The sequence below is a fragment of the Armatimonadota bacterium genome (assembly GCA_031432545.1).
GTDB classification, from domain to species: Bacteria; Sysuimicrobiota; Sysuimicrobiia; order Sysuimicrobiales; family Sysuimicrobiaceae; genus Caldifonticola; species Caldifonticola tengchongensis.
Genome location: JAVKGX010000005.1, coordinates 67569 through 82456 on the forward strand (window position 1 = coordinate 67569; position 14888 = coordinate 82456).

At 69.3% G+C, this 14888-nt stretch carries 13 protein-coding genes; 8 read left to right on the forward strand and 5 right to left on the reverse strand.

Features of this window, described 5'->3' with window-relative positions; all coding sequences use genetic code 11:
• Position 1: 1 nt before the first annotated feature.
• The 7 genes from thrC (at position 2) to QN163_06850 (ending at position 10565) form a co-directional block, all read left to right on the forward strand.
• Complete coding sequence (gene thrC / locus QN163_06820; protein ID MDR5683719.1) at positions 2-1207, forward strand: threonine synthase; 1206 nt, start codon at positions 2-4, stop codon at positions 1205-1207.
• Entirely contained in the window at positions 1180-2472 is a 1293-nt protein-coding gene (locus QN163_06825; protein ID MDR5683720.1) for a homoserine dehydrogenase, read from the forward strand. The genes thrC and QN163_06825 overlap by 28 nt, the downstream gene beginning before the upstream one ends.
• Before the next feature lie 24 nt (positions 2473-2496).
• Positions 2497-3708 (forward strand): aspartate kinase, encoded by a 1212-nt coding sequence (locus QN163_06830; GenBank protein ID MDR5683721.1) that lies wholly within the window; start codon positions 2497-2499, stop codon positions 3706-3708.
• Between the two features lie 126 nt (positions 3709-3834).
• Positions 3835-5238 (forward strand): NCS2 family permease, encoded by a 1404-nt coding sequence (locus QN163_06835; protein ID MDR5683722.1) that lies wholly within the window; start codon positions 3835-3837, stop codon positions 5236-5238.
• A 231-nt stretch (positions 5239-5469) separates the two neighbouring features.
• Complete coding sequence (locus tag QN163_06840; GenBank protein ID MDR5683723.1) at positions 5470-6000, forward strand: recombinase A; 531 nt, start codon at positions 5470-5472, stop codon at positions 5998-6000.
• A complete protein-coding gene (locus tag QN163_06845; GenBank protein MDR5683724.1) occupies positions 5987-7471 on the forward strand; it encodes a DNA polymerase Y family protein in 1485 nt (494 codons plus the stop codon). The genes QN163_06840 and QN163_06845 overlap by 14 nt, the downstream gene beginning before the upstream one ends.
• Before the next feature lie 10 nt (positions 7472-7481).
• Positions 7482-10565: an error-prone DNA polymerase gene (locus QN163_06850; GenBank protein ID MDR5683725.1), complete on the forward strand. Its 3084-nt coding sequence runs from the start codon at positions 7482-7484 to the stop codon at positions 10563-10565.
• A 12-nt stretch (positions 10566-10577) separates the two neighbouring features.
• On the opposite strand, the gene QN163_06855 is transcribed toward QN163_06850, so the two are convergent.
• Both QN163_06855 and msrA read right to left on the reverse strand, forming a co-directional pair.
• Positions 10578-11477, reverse strand: a complete 900-nt coding sequence (locus QN163_06855) for an MBL fold metallo-hydrolase (GenBank protein MDR5683726.1) — start codon at positions 11475-11477, stop codon at positions 10578-10580.
• Positions 11478-11622: 145 nt separating this feature from the next.
• Positions 11623-12174, reverse strand: a complete 552-nt coding sequence (gene msrA / locus QN163_06860; protein MDR5683727.1) for a peptide-methionine (S)-S-oxide reductase MsrA — start codon at positions 12172-12174, stop codon at positions 11623-11625.
• Positions 12175-12305: 131 nt separating this feature from the next.
• On the opposite strand from msrA, the gene QN163_06865 reads away from it, so the two are divergent.
• Positions 12306-12767 carry an ester cyclase gene (locus tag QN163_06865; protein ID MDR5683728.1) on the forward strand — a complete coding sequence of 154 codons (462 nt, stop codon included), beginning with the start codon at positions 12306-12308 and terminating at the stop codon, positions 12765-12767.
• A 50-nt stretch (positions 12768-12817) separates the two neighbouring features.
• Here QN163_06865 and QN163_06870 read toward each other — a convergent pair whose 3' ends face one another.
• The 3 genes from QN163_06870 to ispG all read right to left on the reverse strand — a co-directional run bounded on the left by QN163_06870 (position 12818) and on the right by ispG (position 14754).
• Complete coding sequence (locus QN163_06870; protein MDR5683729.1) at positions 12818-12988, reverse strand: hypothetical protein; 171 nt, start codon at positions 12986-12988, stop codon at positions 12818-12820.
• Positions 12989-13052: 64 nt separating this feature from the next.
• Complete coding sequence (locus tag QN163_06875; GenBank protein MDR5683730.1) at positions 13053-13406, reverse strand: SPW repeat protein; 354 nt, start codon at positions 13404-13406, stop codon at positions 13053-13055.
• Positions 13407-13491: 85 nt separating this feature from the next.
• Positions 13492-14754, reverse strand: coding sequence for a flavodoxin-dependent (E)-4-hydroxy-3-methylbut-2-enyl-diphosphate synthase (ispG, locus tag QN163_06880; protein MDR5683731.1), 1263 nt, complete (start codon positions 14752-14754; stop codon positions 13492-13494).
• Positions 14755-14888: the final 134 nt, after the last annotated feature.

The following is a 14888-nucleotide window of genomic DNA, read 5'->3' on the forward strand; positions in this document are numbered from 1 at the left end:
CGTGAGTTCCCAGCGGCACCCCGCGGGCCGGGCTTCCTCCGCTTGGGATGCGTCGACACCGTGGCCCGGCGTGCTGGCTGCGTTCGCGGACCGACTTCCGGTTACCGAACGCACGCCCGCCCTGACGCTGCTGGAGGGCAACACGCCCCTGGTCCGGTCCGTCTCCATGGGACGAGACCTGCCGGGGGCCGAGCTGTGGTTCAAGTGTGAGGGACTCAACCCCACGGGGTCATTCAAGGATCGGGGGATGGTCGTCGCCGTGGCCAAGGGAGCGGAAGCCGGAAGCCGAGGAGTGATCTGCGCGTCCACCGGCAACACCGCGGCGTCGGCGGCGGCCTACGCGGCGCGGGCCGGACTGCAATGCATCGTCGTGCTCCCGGAAGGGACGGTCGCCGCCGGAAAGCTGGCCCAGGCACGTATGCACGGGGCGACCGTCGCGACGATCCCAGGGGGGTTCGATCAGGCGCTGGAACTCGTGCGCGAGGCGGCGCCGCGGGGCAACCTGACTCTGGTGAACTCCGTGAATCCGTACCGGATCGAGGGACAGAAGACCGCGGCCTTTGAGATCCACCGGGCGCTGGGACGTGCTCCGGACGTCGTGGCCCTGCCGGTGGGCAACGCCGGCAACATCACTGCGTACTGGCGCGGGTTCTGCGAGATCCTGCCCCCGGGCGACAGACCCCGGATGTGGGGGTTCCAGGCGGAGGGAGCGGCACCGATCGTGCGTGGCCACCCGGTGGACGCCCCGCAGACCGTGGCGACCGCGATCCGCATCGGCAGACCCGCCTCCTGGCAGGGGGCGTTGACCGCTGCGGCGGAGTCCGGGGGCCTCATCGCCGAGGTCAGCGACGGAGAGATTCTCGACGCACAGTCGCGCCTGGCCCGCGAGGAGGGGTTGTTCGTCGAGCCGGCGTCGGCAGCCTCGGTTGCGGGGCTGTTGCGCACGATGCGCGAGGGGGTTCGGGTGGAGGGGACCGTCGTCGCGGTGCTCACCGGCCACGGGCTGAAAGACCCCGCATCCGCCGAACGCGGTGCCCAACCGATCCGCGTGGCACCGACGGTCGAGGCAATCCTCGGCCTGCTCGCTTTGGCCAAGACGGCATCGTCGGTCGGCTGCCATAAGGCCGCGGGCGGTTCTCCGACGCACGACCGCCGGATGCGCTACACTTCGGATTCAAGATGCTGCAGATCGGTCTGTTGGGTCTAGGAAACGTCGGGACCGCCGTCCTGCGACGTCTGCGCGCTTTTGCCGTGGAGCTGGCACACCGCGCCGGAACGCCGCTGTCCGTGCGCCGCGTGGCGGTCGCACACCCCGATCGGCCGAGGGCCGTCGAGCTCGAACGCGGCCTGTTGACAGCCGACGCCTGGGAAGTCGTGCGCGACCCGCACGTCGACGTCGTCGTAGAACTCATCGGCGGCATCGAACCCGCGCGCGGCTACGTCCTCGAAGCGTTGCGCCGCGGGAAGTCGGTGGTCACGGCCAACAAGCAGTTGATGGCCAACCGCGGCCGCGAGCTGTTGCAGGCTGCCGAATCGTCCGGTGCGGATCTGTTCTTCGAGGGCAGCGTGGCCGGCGGTGTCCCGATCATCCGCACGATCAAGGAGTCACTGGCCGGAGATCGGATCCACGAGATCGCCGCGATCCTCAACGGGACGACGAACTACATCCTCACCCGCATGCACGAAGAGGGGCTCTCGTTCGGCGAGGCGCTCAGCGAGGCGCAGCGCATGGGGTTCGCGGAGAGCGACCCGAGTGACGACGTCGAGGGGCACGACGCCGCGGCGAAGATCGCAATCCTGGCCACGGTGGCGTTCAACAGCCGGGTGGTCCGCAGCGACGTGCACTGCGAGGGGATCGGGGCGATCTCGCCGCGCGAGGTGGCCTACGCGCGCGACCTGGGATACACGATCAAGCTGCTGGCGCATGCCGCGGACCGCCCCGAGGGGATGGAGGCGGCGGTGTTCCCCGCACTCGTGCCCTCCTCCCATCCCCTGGCGTCGGTCCGCCACGAGCGCAACGCGGTGTGGATGCGGGCGGAGGCTGCGGGCGAGATCGTAATCTCCGGACGCGGCGCCGGCGGCGATCCGACGGCTTCGGCGGTGCTGTCGGACCTCGTGGCGGTGGCGCGCAACCGCAGCCACAACGCACACGGCCGCGTCGCGTGTACCTGCTACTGTGACAAGCCGGTGCGGTCGGCCTCCGAGCGTCTGACGTCGGTCTGCCTGGTGCTGCGCGTGGCCGACCGGCCCGGCGTCTTCGCGCAGGTCGCGGCGGCGTTTGCAGAAGAAGGCGTCAGTCTGCACTCGATCGTCCAGCAGAACCGGGGCGCGGAGGCGGACGTCGTCCTGCGCACACATCCGGCGACGGAGCGGTCCCTGCGGGCTGTCCTGCGGCGCCTCGGTGCGATGGAGGTCGTCGCAGGCATCAGTCCGCTGCTGCGGGTCCTCGACGGGGCACGTCCGGGGCCTTGAACCGGCGAGGGGAGCAGGGCCGGGGTGCGGATCGTCCAGAAGTACGGGGGTTCTTCGGTCGCCACGCCGGACCGCATGCGGCACGTGGCGCGCCGCATCGCGCAAACGCGGCGCGGTGGCGCGCAGGTCGCCGTCGTGGTGTCCGCACCGGGGGACACGACCGACGACCTGCTGGCGCGAGCCCGCGAGGTCACGGATCGCCCTTGCCGGCGCGAGCTCGACGTGCTGCTGGCGACCGGCGAGCAGCTGGCGGCGGCGCTGCTGACGATGGCGCTGCACGCGGAGGGGGAGGCGGCCACCTCACTCGTCGGATGGCAGGTGCGCATCCTGACGGAGCCGGTCCACACCCGGGCCCGGATCCTCGACGTGGAGCGCGGGCGCCTGCTCGACGAGCTCGGCCGCGGCCGGATCCCGGTGGTCGCTGGTTTCCAGGGCGTGTCGGCTGCGGGCGAGATCACGACGCTGGGGCGCGGCGGATCCGACACCACCGCCGTCGCGGTCGCCGCGGCGCTGGGTGCCGACGTCTGCGAGATCTACACGGACGTCGCCGGTGTGCACACCGCCGACCCGCGTCTGGTGCCCGAGGCTCGCAGGCTGCCGCGGCTGACCTACGACGAGATGCTCGAGATGGCGTCCTCGGGGGCGGTAGTGGTCCACGTCCGCGCGGCCGAGTACGCGAAGACCCACCGTGTCCGCCTGCACGTGCGCAGCACGTTCGAAGAAGGCGACGGCACGTTCGTCGGGGAGGAACCCATGGAGCCCATCCGCTCCGTCAACGCCGTGACGCACGACCTCGACGTTTGCAAGATCACCGTGGAAGACCTGCCGGACATCCCCGGCGTGGCCCACCGGTTGTTCGGGGTGCTGGCGGAGGCCCACGTCAACGTGGACATGATCGTGCAGACCGCCAGCCGCAGCGGGCGCGCCGACATCTCCTTCACGGTGGGCGGCCAGGACGCCCGCACCGCCGTGGAGTCCGCCGAACGGGTGGCCCGGGAACTCGGCGCGACCCGGGTCCAAGGCGAGACCGGGGTGGCCAAGGTCTCCGTCGTGGGCGCGGGCATGGTCAGCAACCCCGGCGTGGCGGCGACGATGTTCGGGGCGCTGGCCGCCGAGCGAATCAACATCCAGATGATCAGCACCTCAGAGATCAAGATCTCCTGCGTGATCGACGCCGAGGAGGTGGCCCGCGCGGTGCGGGCGCTGCATCGGGCGTTCGGGCTCCAAGACGGTTAGAGAAATCCGAACATTATCGGTCACAGCCCCTGGCGCCGCGCGTCCGCGCTGACCTACGATCCGCTTGTGGGGGCGATCGCCGTGCAGATCGTTCTACCAATCCGAACGCAGAGGGGGGTGGGACCTTTGGCAGAAGCCGTTCGGGAGCCGGCAGCCGCGGGCGGGTGGCTGGAGAACACGTTCCGTCTGAGCGAACGCGGGACCACCGCGACCACCGAGATCCGCGCGGGGTTGGCGACGTTCATGGTCATGGCTTACATCATCTTCGTCAACCCCAGCATCCTGGGACAGATCGCCGACCCCACGGGCGAGAGGCTGGCGTTTCCGGCCGTGCTCACCGTCACGTGCCTGACCGCCGGGATCCTCTCGATCCTCATGGGCCTGTGGTCGAACTACCCGTTCGCCCTGGCGCCCGGCATGGGTCTCAACGCGGTCGTGGCGTTCCAGCTGGTGGGATCGCTCAAACTGACCTGGCCGCAGGCGATGACGGTCATCTTTCTGGAAGGCTTGGTCATCCTGCTGCTGGTGCTGACGCGGTTCCGGGAGGCGGTGATGGATGCCATCCCGATGTCGCTGAAGCGCGCGATCGGGGTGGGCATTGGGCTGTTCATCGCGCTGATCGGATTCGTCAACGCGGGCTTCGTCGTCCCGGGGCAGGGGGTCCCGGTCAGCTTGGGCCACCTGAGGGCGCTGCCGATCACGGTCTTCGTCGTCGGTCTGTTGATCACCGGGTGGCTGCTCGCCCGCCGCGTGAAGGGCGCCCTGCTGTGGGGGATCCTGCTGACGACCGCCGTTGCGATCGTCGCGAACTACCTGTGGGGAGGCGGGCGCGCGTTCGGTGCGTCGGCGGTCCTGCCCGCTCAGTGGATCGGCGCGCCGCAGGGGCTGGTGGGCGACGGCCGGATCTTCGGCCGTGTGGACTTCGCCTTCTTCGCCACGCTCGGCGTGGCCACCGCGGTTCTGGTGGTGTTCTCGATCATGCTGGCTGACTTCTTCGACACGATGGGCACGGTCGTGGGCATCAGCAGCGAGGCGGGTTTCCTGGACGAGCGCGGCAAGCTGCCCGGCATCCGGAGAGTCCTGGTTGTGGACTCGCTGGGGGCGGCGTTCGGCGGATTCGCCAACAGCAGCAGCAACACGACCTACATCGAGAGCGCGGCCGGCGTGGCCGAAGGCGGGCGCACCGGCCTGACGTCGGTGGTCGTGGGCGTGCTGTTCTTGCTGGCAATGTTCCTCAATCCGCTGGCCGGCATCATCCCCGCGCAGGCCACCGCGCCGGCGCTGATCCTGGTGGGGTTCTTCATGATGACCATCGTGAAGGACATCCCGTGGGCGAACTACGACGAGGCGATCCCCGCGTTCGTCACGATGCTCGTGATGCCGTTCACCTACTCGATCACCAACGGCATCGGTGCTGGCTTCATCGTCTACACCGTCCTGAAGCTGCTGAGCGGCAAGATCCGAGAGGTACACCCCCTCATGTTGGTCTCGTCGCTGGCGTTCGTGATCTACTTCCTCAACCCAGCCTAGCCGCCACGGGTTCCTGGAACCGGTACCTGGAACCGGTACCAGGAACCCCCCTTGCATCTTATAGCGAACGTATGTACGCTATATGGGCCAGGACGGGACCTCGGCCATTCCTCGTCTTCCGCCGCCCTGGACGCTACCGGAAACGCGACCCGATCCGTGCTGGATCCCGAACAGGTTCTCCTCGCTCCGTCGCGGCACCCGGTGCCGGCACCCGGCTGGTGCTTTCCCGCGGTGGCCGGACGTCTGGTGGAGGTCTCGGGCGCAGGGGAAGGCATCGGGCTCACCCTGGCGTTCGGGCTCGCATGGGATGCGCAGCGGCGGATCGAGCCGGTGGCGTGGGTCACCACCGCGGACAACTCGTTCTTCCCGCCCGACGCGGCGCAGACCGGTGTGGACCTGCAATCCCTGGTCGTGGTTCGGCTCTGTGACCCACGGTCAGTCGGCCGTGCCGCCGACCGGCTGGTGCGGTCAGGCGCGTTCGGGCTGGTGGTGCTGGACTTGGGTCGTGCCGATCTGCCGGTCCCGCTCCAGGCACGCCTCGCCGGCCTCGCTCACAGACACCTCTCCGCCGTCGTCTGCCTGACGGAGAAATCCGGCGAAGCCCCTTCTCTGGGGCCCCTGATTTCCCTGCGGGTGCAGGGCCGGCGGCAGATCGTCGCTCCGGGCCGTTTTCGCTGTGAGGCCCGGGTCGTCAAGGACAAGCGGCGGGGTCCGACCTGGGAGCATGTGGAGGACTACGTTGGGCCGGATGGCCTGTACTGACGTGAGGGCCCTCCCCCTGCAGATCCTGCTGCGGGCGCACCCAGAGTGGCAGGGCTGCGCGGTGGCCGTCGTGGAGGAGGATGCGCCGCACAGCCCGGTACTGTGGGTGAACGAGCGGGCACGGCGCGCGGGCATCCTTCCGGGCTTACGGTACGCCACCGCGCTCTCGCTCGCCCACGATCTGCGCGCCGGTGCGGTTTCGGCATCGGAGGTTGCACACACCATCGAGACGCTCGCTGTGCGGCTGCGAAGGTTTGCGCCGGGCATCGAGCCGTCCGCAGCCGAACCAGGCGTGTTCTGGCTGGACGGCTCCGGACTCGACCTCCTCTATCCGTCGCCGGCCGACTGGGCCAGAGCCGTACGGCAGGACCTCCAGCGAGTGGGATTTCGGGCGTCGGTGGCGGTCGGCTTCACGCGGTTCGGGACGTACGCGGTGGCGCGATCGCACGACGGCGTGATCGTCTTCGACGATCCATACAGCGAGCAGGAGACAGCCCGCAGGGTCCGCCTGGCGGAGCTGGATACGGATCCAGACCTGCGCGACGCGCTCGACAGGCTCGGGGTGCGGACTGTGGACGACTTCCTGCGTCTGCCCCTCGAAGGCGTGCGGGAGCGGTTCGGACCCCAGGCCCACCGTCTGCACCAAATGGCCTCCGGTGACCTCCCGGCGCCGCTGCGCCCGCTTCCGGAAGTCCGACCGGTACAGCGGCGGCTCGTCCTGGACAACCCGGAGACGGACCGGACGCGGCTGCTGTTCGCGATCAAGCGGCTGCTTGCACCGATGCTCGCGGCATTGGGCTCGCGGGGCCAGGCGCTGGTCGAGTTGGAACTGCGGCTGCGACCGGACGGAGCGAGGTGGCGGACGCACAACATCCGGCCGGCCTCACCGACCCTCGACGAACTGCGGATCCTGGACCTCGTGCGCCTGAGGCTGGAATCGGAGGTCGGGAATCGGGGATCTGTCGGATACTCCGAGATCGTGCTCACCGCGCGCGGTACGGATGCTCCAGCCGAGCAGGTCGGGTTCTTTCCTGCTCACCCGCACCGCGACCTAGAAGCGGCCGACCGCGCGCTGGCGCGCCTGCGTACCGAGTTCGGCGAGGCGGCCGTGGTCCGGGCCGTCGTCTGCGACGGGCACCTGCCGGAGGCGCAGTTCGCGTGGGAGCCGATCGACGCCGTCACGCTCCCCCGCCCGGGGGTCGGGATGCCTGCGGCGGTGCGGCGGATCTTCAGCAAGCCGATTCCGCTGCCCTCCCCGCCGCGAGATGTGCGCGACGATGGGTGGCTGATCCTGGGTGTGGAGGGCGGGGCGGTCACCGATCTGTGGGGTCCCTACGTCGTGTCCGGCGGCTGGTGGCGGCGCGAGGTCCACCGGGAGTACTACTTCGTCCGCACGAAAAGAGGGCACCTGCTGTGGGTGTACTACGACCGCGTCCGCCGCCGCTGGTTCTGGCACGGGCGGGTGGAGTAGCGCGTCCGCCGTGGCGTACGTTCCGCTGTGGTGCAAGTCCAACTTCTCGTTCTTGGAAGGGGCGAGCCATCCCGACGAACTGGTCGAACAGGCGCACCGACTCGGACTGCGGTCGCTGGCGCTCACCGACCGCGACGGGGTGTACGGCGTCGTGCGCGCCCACGTCCGCGCGCGTGATCTCGGTGTCCACCTGATCGTCGGATCGGAGGTGACAGTGACAGACGGTGCGACGATCGTCCTGCTGGTGCAGGACCGGACCGGATACGCCAACCTCTGCCGCCTCGTCACAGCGGGCCGCCTGCGCTCCCCTAAGGGCACGTCTTCGGTCACCTGGGAAGAAGTCTGCACGCACGCGGGGGGCCTGATCGCCCTGTGGGGCAATGGCAGCCATCGGTCGGCCGCGGGCCGCCGATCCGCTACTTCCGCCTGCCCGCTGCCTGCGCTGCACGATGCGTTCGGCGACCGGCTGTACGCGGTGGTCGCCCGGCACCGGCGGGCCGAGGAGGTGCGGACGGAGGCATGGGTGCGGGAGCAGGCTGCACACTACGGGACCCCGGTGGTCGCCGCGACCGAGGTGCTCTACCACACGCCGTCGCGCCGTCCGGCGCAGGACGTCCTGACGTGCATCCGATATGGCGTCGCGCTCGCTGCGGCGGGGCGGCGGATCCGGCCCAACGCCGAGCACGACCTGAAATCCCCCCACGCCTTTCGCTCGCTGTTCGCCGACGACCCATCCGCCGTGGCCCGCACCGAGGAGGTGGCCGCGCGCTGCACCTTCTCGCTGACCGAACTGCGGTACCGCTATCCTGCACAGCGCCTGCCGGACGGGACGAACCCCTCGCAGTGGCTGCGGCACCTGACGTTTGCCGGAGCGCGCGCACGTTACGGCGACCGCCTCCCGGATGCGGTCGCATCGCAGCTGGAGCGGGAACTCGCCCTGATCGAGGAACTGGACTATGGCGGGTACTTCCTGACGATGTGGGAGATCGTCGAGTTCTGCCGCCACCGGGGCATCCTCTGCCAGGGGCGCGGATCGGCGGCGAATTCGACGGTCTGCTACTGCCTGGGCATCACCCAGGTCGACCCCGAGCGCGTGGAGCTGCTGTTCGAGCGTTTCTTATCCCGGGAGCGGGCCGAACCGCCCGACATCGACCTGGACATCCAGCACAACCGGCGCGAGGAGGTGATCCAGTTCGTCTACGACCGGTACGGGCGAGAGCGGGCGGCGATGGTCGCCAACGTCGTCCGCTACCGCGCACGGTCCGCGGTACGCGACGTGGGAAAGGCCCTGGGCCTGCCGCCGACCTCGCTGGACCGGCTGGCGCGGATGCTGTTGCATTCCGACGCCCCGGACCCTCGGGCGCTCGTCGAGGCCGGGCTCGACCCGGCGGTACCCGGGCACGAGCACCTGATGCGGCTGGCGGCCGAGATCCAGGGCTTCCCGCGGCACCTCTCGATTCACCCCGGGGGTTTCCTGCTCGGCGGCGAACCGGTCTGCGAGATCGTACCGGTCGAGCGGGCGGCGATGCCCGGCCGTACCGTGATCCAGTGGGACAAAGACGACCTCGAGGACCTGGGGCTGTTCAAGGTCGACCTGCTGGGGCTCGGCGCGCTCACCCACCTCGACCTGTGCTTCGATCTGCTGAAGCGACACCGCGGCGTGGAACTGTCGATGGCGACGATCCCGCCCGACGACCCACAGACGTTCGACATGATCTCCCGCGGGGACACCGTGGGTGTCTTCCAGATCGAGAGCCGCGCGCAGATGGCGATGTTGCCCCGGCTGCGACCGCAGAACTTCTACGACCTGGTGGTCCAGATCAGCATCGTCCGGCCGGGGCCGATCACCGGCGGCATGGTGCACCCCTACCTGCGGCGCCGCAGCGGCATCGAACCCGTGGACTACCCGCATCCCTGTCTGGAACCGGTGCTGCGCAAGACCCTGGGTGTGCCGCTGTTCCAAGAACAGGTGATGCGGCTGGCGGTCACGGCCGCCGACTACACGCCCGGCGAGGCCGACCAGTTGCGCCGCGACATGGCGGCGTGGCGAAGGACCGGCCGCATCGAGCGACACCGCGAGCGGCTGATCTCCCGTATGCAGGCCAAGGGGATCGCGCCCGAGTTCGCCGAGCGCGTCTTCCAGCAGATCTGCGGCTTCGGCGAGTATGGCTTCCCCGAGTCTCACGCGGCCAGTTTCGCCCTGATCGCCTACGCGGCGGCCTACCTGAAATGCCACTACCCGGCGGAGTTCGTCTGCGCTCTGCTCAACGCCCAGCCGATGGGGTTCTATGCGCCGGCGACAATCGTCGAGGACGCCCGGCGTCACGGCGTCGCGGTGCTGCCGGTAGACGTGCTCCACAGCGAGTGGGGGTGTACCCTCGAACCTGGGGCTTACGCCGTCCGGATGGGCCTCCGCTACGTCAAAGGGCTGGGGGAGGGGGACTGGCGGCGGATCGCATCCGCCCGCGCGCGCTCGCCGTTCGTTTCCCTCGACGACTTCGTCCGCCGCACGGGACTGGACGAAGGCGCGCTGGTGGCGCTGGCGGAAGCCGGCGCGTTCGAGGGGTTCGGGATCGATCGCCGGCAGGCCCTGTGGCAGGTCCGGGCGCTCCTCAGGCGGCGCGGGATCTCGCTGCCCATCCGGATCCGGGAACGGATCCCCGCGTTCGCGGCGCTGAGCCGGTTCGAGGAAGTGGCGTGGGACTACGACCGCACGTCCCACAGCCCCCGCGGCCACCCTTTGGAGCCGCTACGGGAGGAGCTGCGCGCGCTGGGGCTGCCGGATGCCCGAACGGTGCAGTCCATGCTGGACGGTACGAGGGTGCGTTACGCCGGGCTGGTGATCTGTCGGCAGACCCCGGGGACCGCGTCGGGCGTGACGTTCATGACGCTGGAGGACGAGACCGGCTTCGTGAACCTCGTCGTCTGGCCGTCGGTGTTCGAGACGTATTCCGCGCTGGCCAAGGCGGCCGCGTTTTTGGGTACGAGTGGGTATGTCCAGAAGCAACAGGGTGTCGTGCACATCGTCTGCGAATCCCTGTGGCGACCCCGGTTGCGCCGCCCGCCTGCCCCCACCAGCCGCGACTTCCGCTGACCGTCCGGTCGGCTACCGCTTCCGCCAGATCAGCTTGCCGGACTCCACGAGCGCTTCCGCTGCCCCTTCCCGGGCGAGGTGGACGAGGTGCGCCAGCACGGTGGCGTGCATCAACACGTACGTCGACAGGTTGGTGGGCGGTGTCTTCAGCCGGGCGGTGACGGCGTGGACGACCTCGCTCGTGGTACCGCCGAGGGCTTCGCGCACGATGTCCGATGCTCGGCGCACCGCCGCGAGGTTGCGCGCCGCCACGCCCTCGATCTCCTCCCGGGGGACCGGTTCGCCGTGGCCGGGGACGAACCACGCGTAGTCCCAGCCGGGCAGCCGCGCCAGCGTGGCGATCTGTCCGGCGACGTCGTGCGCGAAGGGGATCTGGTACTTGTCCAGTACCTCCGGACCGAAGAAGGCGTCCGCCGCGTAGCACACCGCTCCGCATCCGATCGCGGCCTGCCGGATCGCGTGCCCGTCGGCTCGGTGCACTGCGAGGCCAACGCCCGCGACGTGGAGTTCCCCGTCGGTCGTCTCGTAAACGTGATCGACCGGCGAGGGCTTGGCCATCAACCACTTGTTGAGCATCTCCGGCATCGGGGAGGCTCCGCTCATCAGGTACGCCGGCTCCAGGTAGGGGTAGCGCAGGATGGCCTCCTCGACGGCCGGCGCCCACACCGGGGCACCGAGGTTGCGGACCAGGTAGTCGTTGCCCCCGTAGTGGTCGGCGTGGGAGTGCGTGTTGACGATCGCGCGCAGCGTCAGGCCGCGGGCTGCCAGGGCCTTGCGGATCGTCCGTCCGTAGTCGGCGTCCGCCCCGGTATCGATCAGGACCGCTCCGCCGTCGGCGGTCGCCACGACCCCGACGTTGACCGCACCCGGGAGGTAGCCGGAGCCGCCGGTCAGCTCGATGACGTCTGCCACCACGGCCCCTCGGTCACGCCCCCATGCCCCCCATGCATCGATGGTTTCCTTCTCAGTCTACGGATGGGTTTGCGGGTGACGGAGCGGCCGCAGACTTCCAGGCGGTGCCCGGCGCGACGAAGGGGGACCCGCAACACCGCGAACCCTACACCATCTTCAGCCTGTCGAGGTGCTCCCTGCGGAACTTGGCGACCTTGGGTGCTACGACCGCCCGGCAGTAGGGCTGGTCGGGGTTGCGGCGGAAGTACTCCTGGTGGTAGTCCTCCGCAGGGTAGAACGCCTGCAGCGGCGTGACCTCGGTCACGATGGGATCGTCCCAGATCCCTCGGGATCCCAGTTCCTCGATCACCTGCTCGGCGATCCGGCGCTGTCGGTCGTCGTGGTAGAAGATCGCCGATCGGTACTGCGGGCCGACGTCGGGGCCCTGTCGGTCCGGGGTCGTCGGGTCGTGGATCGCGAAGAAGATCTGCAGGAGGTCCCGGTACGAGATGACCTCCGGGTCGAAGGTCACCTGCACGACCTCTGCGTGTCCGGTGGTGCCCGTGCAGACCTGCTCGTAGGCGGGGTTGGGTACGTGACCGCCGGCATAGCCGGAGACGACGTTCACCACGCCCCGCACCTCGTCGAAGACGGCTTCCAGACACCAGAAGCAGCCGCCGGCCAGTGTGGCGACCTCATTTCGCCCCACAATGTCCATTGTACGACATGCCGCCGGCGCCGCATGCAGTTCCTCCGTGCTCTTGACCGAGGGCGCAGACCAGGTACCGTCGAGGGAGAAGGACGGGGGCGTCCACTCGGCGAACGCACCGTCCGGCGGGGAGGCGGAGGATGGCAGACGCGACGATCCAGGAGCGGCTGGACTGGCGGATCACGCCCGAGCTGTACGAGAAGATCCGGCGCCTGTGGATCCAACACTCGAAGGCGGAGGACGCGCGGGACCTGCAGGGGTTGATCGACACCCTCTCGCCCGACTGCGTCTACGAGATCGTGCCGACCGGGCATCGCTGGGAGGGCCACAACGGGGCGCGCGACTTCTACCTGAGTTTCCTGGCTGCGTTCCCCGACGTGCACTTCCGCATGACGGACATCGTGATCGGCCCCCAGGGCGTCATCGAGGTTGCGGAGATGACCGGGACCCACCGGGGACCATGGATGGGTGTCGCGCCGACGGGCCGGTCGGCGCGCCTGACGATCCTCATATACTTCCCGTGGGATCCGCAACACGAGAAGTTCGCCGGCGAGCGGATCTACTTTGACCGCCTGTCGCTGCGCGAGCAGGGCATCGCCTGAACAGGCCCCGCACAGGGCGCCGGGAGCGGAAGGGGCTTGCAGGTTCGACGTCAGAACAACGGCTGGACGAGGACGATCCCGAGCAGCGCGAATGCTGCGCCCATGAAGACCCCGGCGATCGCGTGTTCCTCCTCCGGGACGCGAAGCGCGCGGAGGGAAGTCCACGTCAGGCACATGCACCAGCCGAAGAGTACGGCGGTGGCGACGAGGAATTTCAGCACGAAAACCCCCCGCAGGCCCCTATGGCCGCAGATCATACCATAGACGTCTGCGAGGGTCCAGGAGTCAGCGGTGTGTCGCCGTCTCCCTGGGCAGTTCGCTGAACGCGAGCCAGGCGCAGATGGCGACCACCACCAGTCCCCCGATCAGGGAGGTCCACATCGCGGCGGCGATGTCCGCAAAGCCCAGGACCCAGGGGGCGATCACGAACCAGACCCCGACGAGGCCGTTCACGTATTGGATCCAGACCTTGCGGCGCGCCTCTTCGTTCGTTGCCGCCCAGGCTCCCAGGATGACGAGGATCAAGCCGCCGACGATGCTCGTAGCCATCACGGTCTGCATGTGCTGGAGCCCGAGGACGAACGGCGCCGCGACGAACCACAGCCCGATCAGGAAGTTCAGCCAGTTGCCCCACACCATCCGGCTTCACCTCCTTTCCCTTACGGTTGGGGGTCTGCACCCCCATCTCTACCGGTAGCACCGGCGGGATCAGGTGTCAATCCTGCTACTTTGACGCCTCTTGCCGGGCGGAGGCCGACTGTCCGTAGCGCGAAGCCACGTATCCTTCGAGGACGGCCAGAAACTCTTCGACGATGCGCTCCCCACGCAAAGTCGCCACCAGGCGGCCGTCGACGTACACCGGGGCGCTGGGTTCTTCGAACGTGCCGGGCAGCGAGATCCCGATGTTGGCGTGCTTGCTCTCGCCGGGGCCGTTGACGACGCACCCCATGACCGCTACCTTCATCTCTTCGACGCCGGGGTAGCGTTCCCGCCACAGCGGCATGCGATCCCGGATGTAGGACTGCACACGATCGGCCATCTCCTGGAAGAAGGTGCTCGTGGTCCGGCCGCAGCCCGGGCACGCGGAGACCTGCGGGACGAAGGAACGGATCTCCAGGGACTGCAGGATCTGCTGGGCGACGCGCACCTCCTCCGTTCGGTCGCCGCCGGGTGGGGGAGTGAGCGAGACGCGGATCGTATCGCCGATGCCCTCGTTGAGCAGGACGGCCAACGCGGCCGCCGAGGCCACGATTCCCTTAATTCCCATGCCGGCCTCGGTGAGCCCCAGGTGCAGCGGGTAGTCGCAGAGGGCAGCCAGCCGCCGGTAGACCTCGATCAGGTCCGGCACCGCGCTGACCTTGGCGCTGAGTACGATGCGGTCGTGTGGCAGCCCGCAGTCCTCAGCAAACCGGGCGGAGCGCAGCGCGCTCTCGATCATCGCCGCGATCGTGACTCCGCGCGCGTCGAAGGGGTCCGGGCGCGCGGCGTTCTCTTCCATCATCTCCGTGAGCAGTTCCCGGTCCAGCGACCCCCAGTTGACCCCGATCCGGACCGGCTTGCCGTGCTCGATTGCGGTCTGCACGATCGCGCGAAAGTTGCGGTCGTGGCGGGCCGGCCCCACGTTGCCCGGGTTGATCCGGTACTTGTCCAGCGCCCGAGCGCACGCGGGGTGTCGGGTGAGCAGCAGGTGGCCATTGTAGTGGAAGTCGCCGACGATCGGCACGCAGGGGCCGCGTTCGCGCAGCCGGTCCACGATGCGGGGCACAGCGCGGGCGGCCTCGTCGTTGTTCACCGTCACGCGCACGAGTTCACTGCCCGCCGCTGCGAGCGCCCGGATCTGGGCGACCGTCGCGTCCACGTCCGCGGTGTCGGTGTTGGTCATCGACTGCACGACGACCGGCGCGCCGCCGCCCACCACCACCCCTCCGATCGAGACGGGGACGGATCGGCGCCTGTGCCGCTGCAGAAGAGCCGTTGCCGGGAGCATCCGAGGGTTAGGATAGCATCCGCGGGGCCGTGGGCGGGCACAAATACGCCAGCGGCCCGCTTGCTCCGAGTTAGGCCGGGTCGCTCCTCGCGGAGTACCTCCTCCCATCTCGGTGCCGCGCTTCCGCTGGCAGC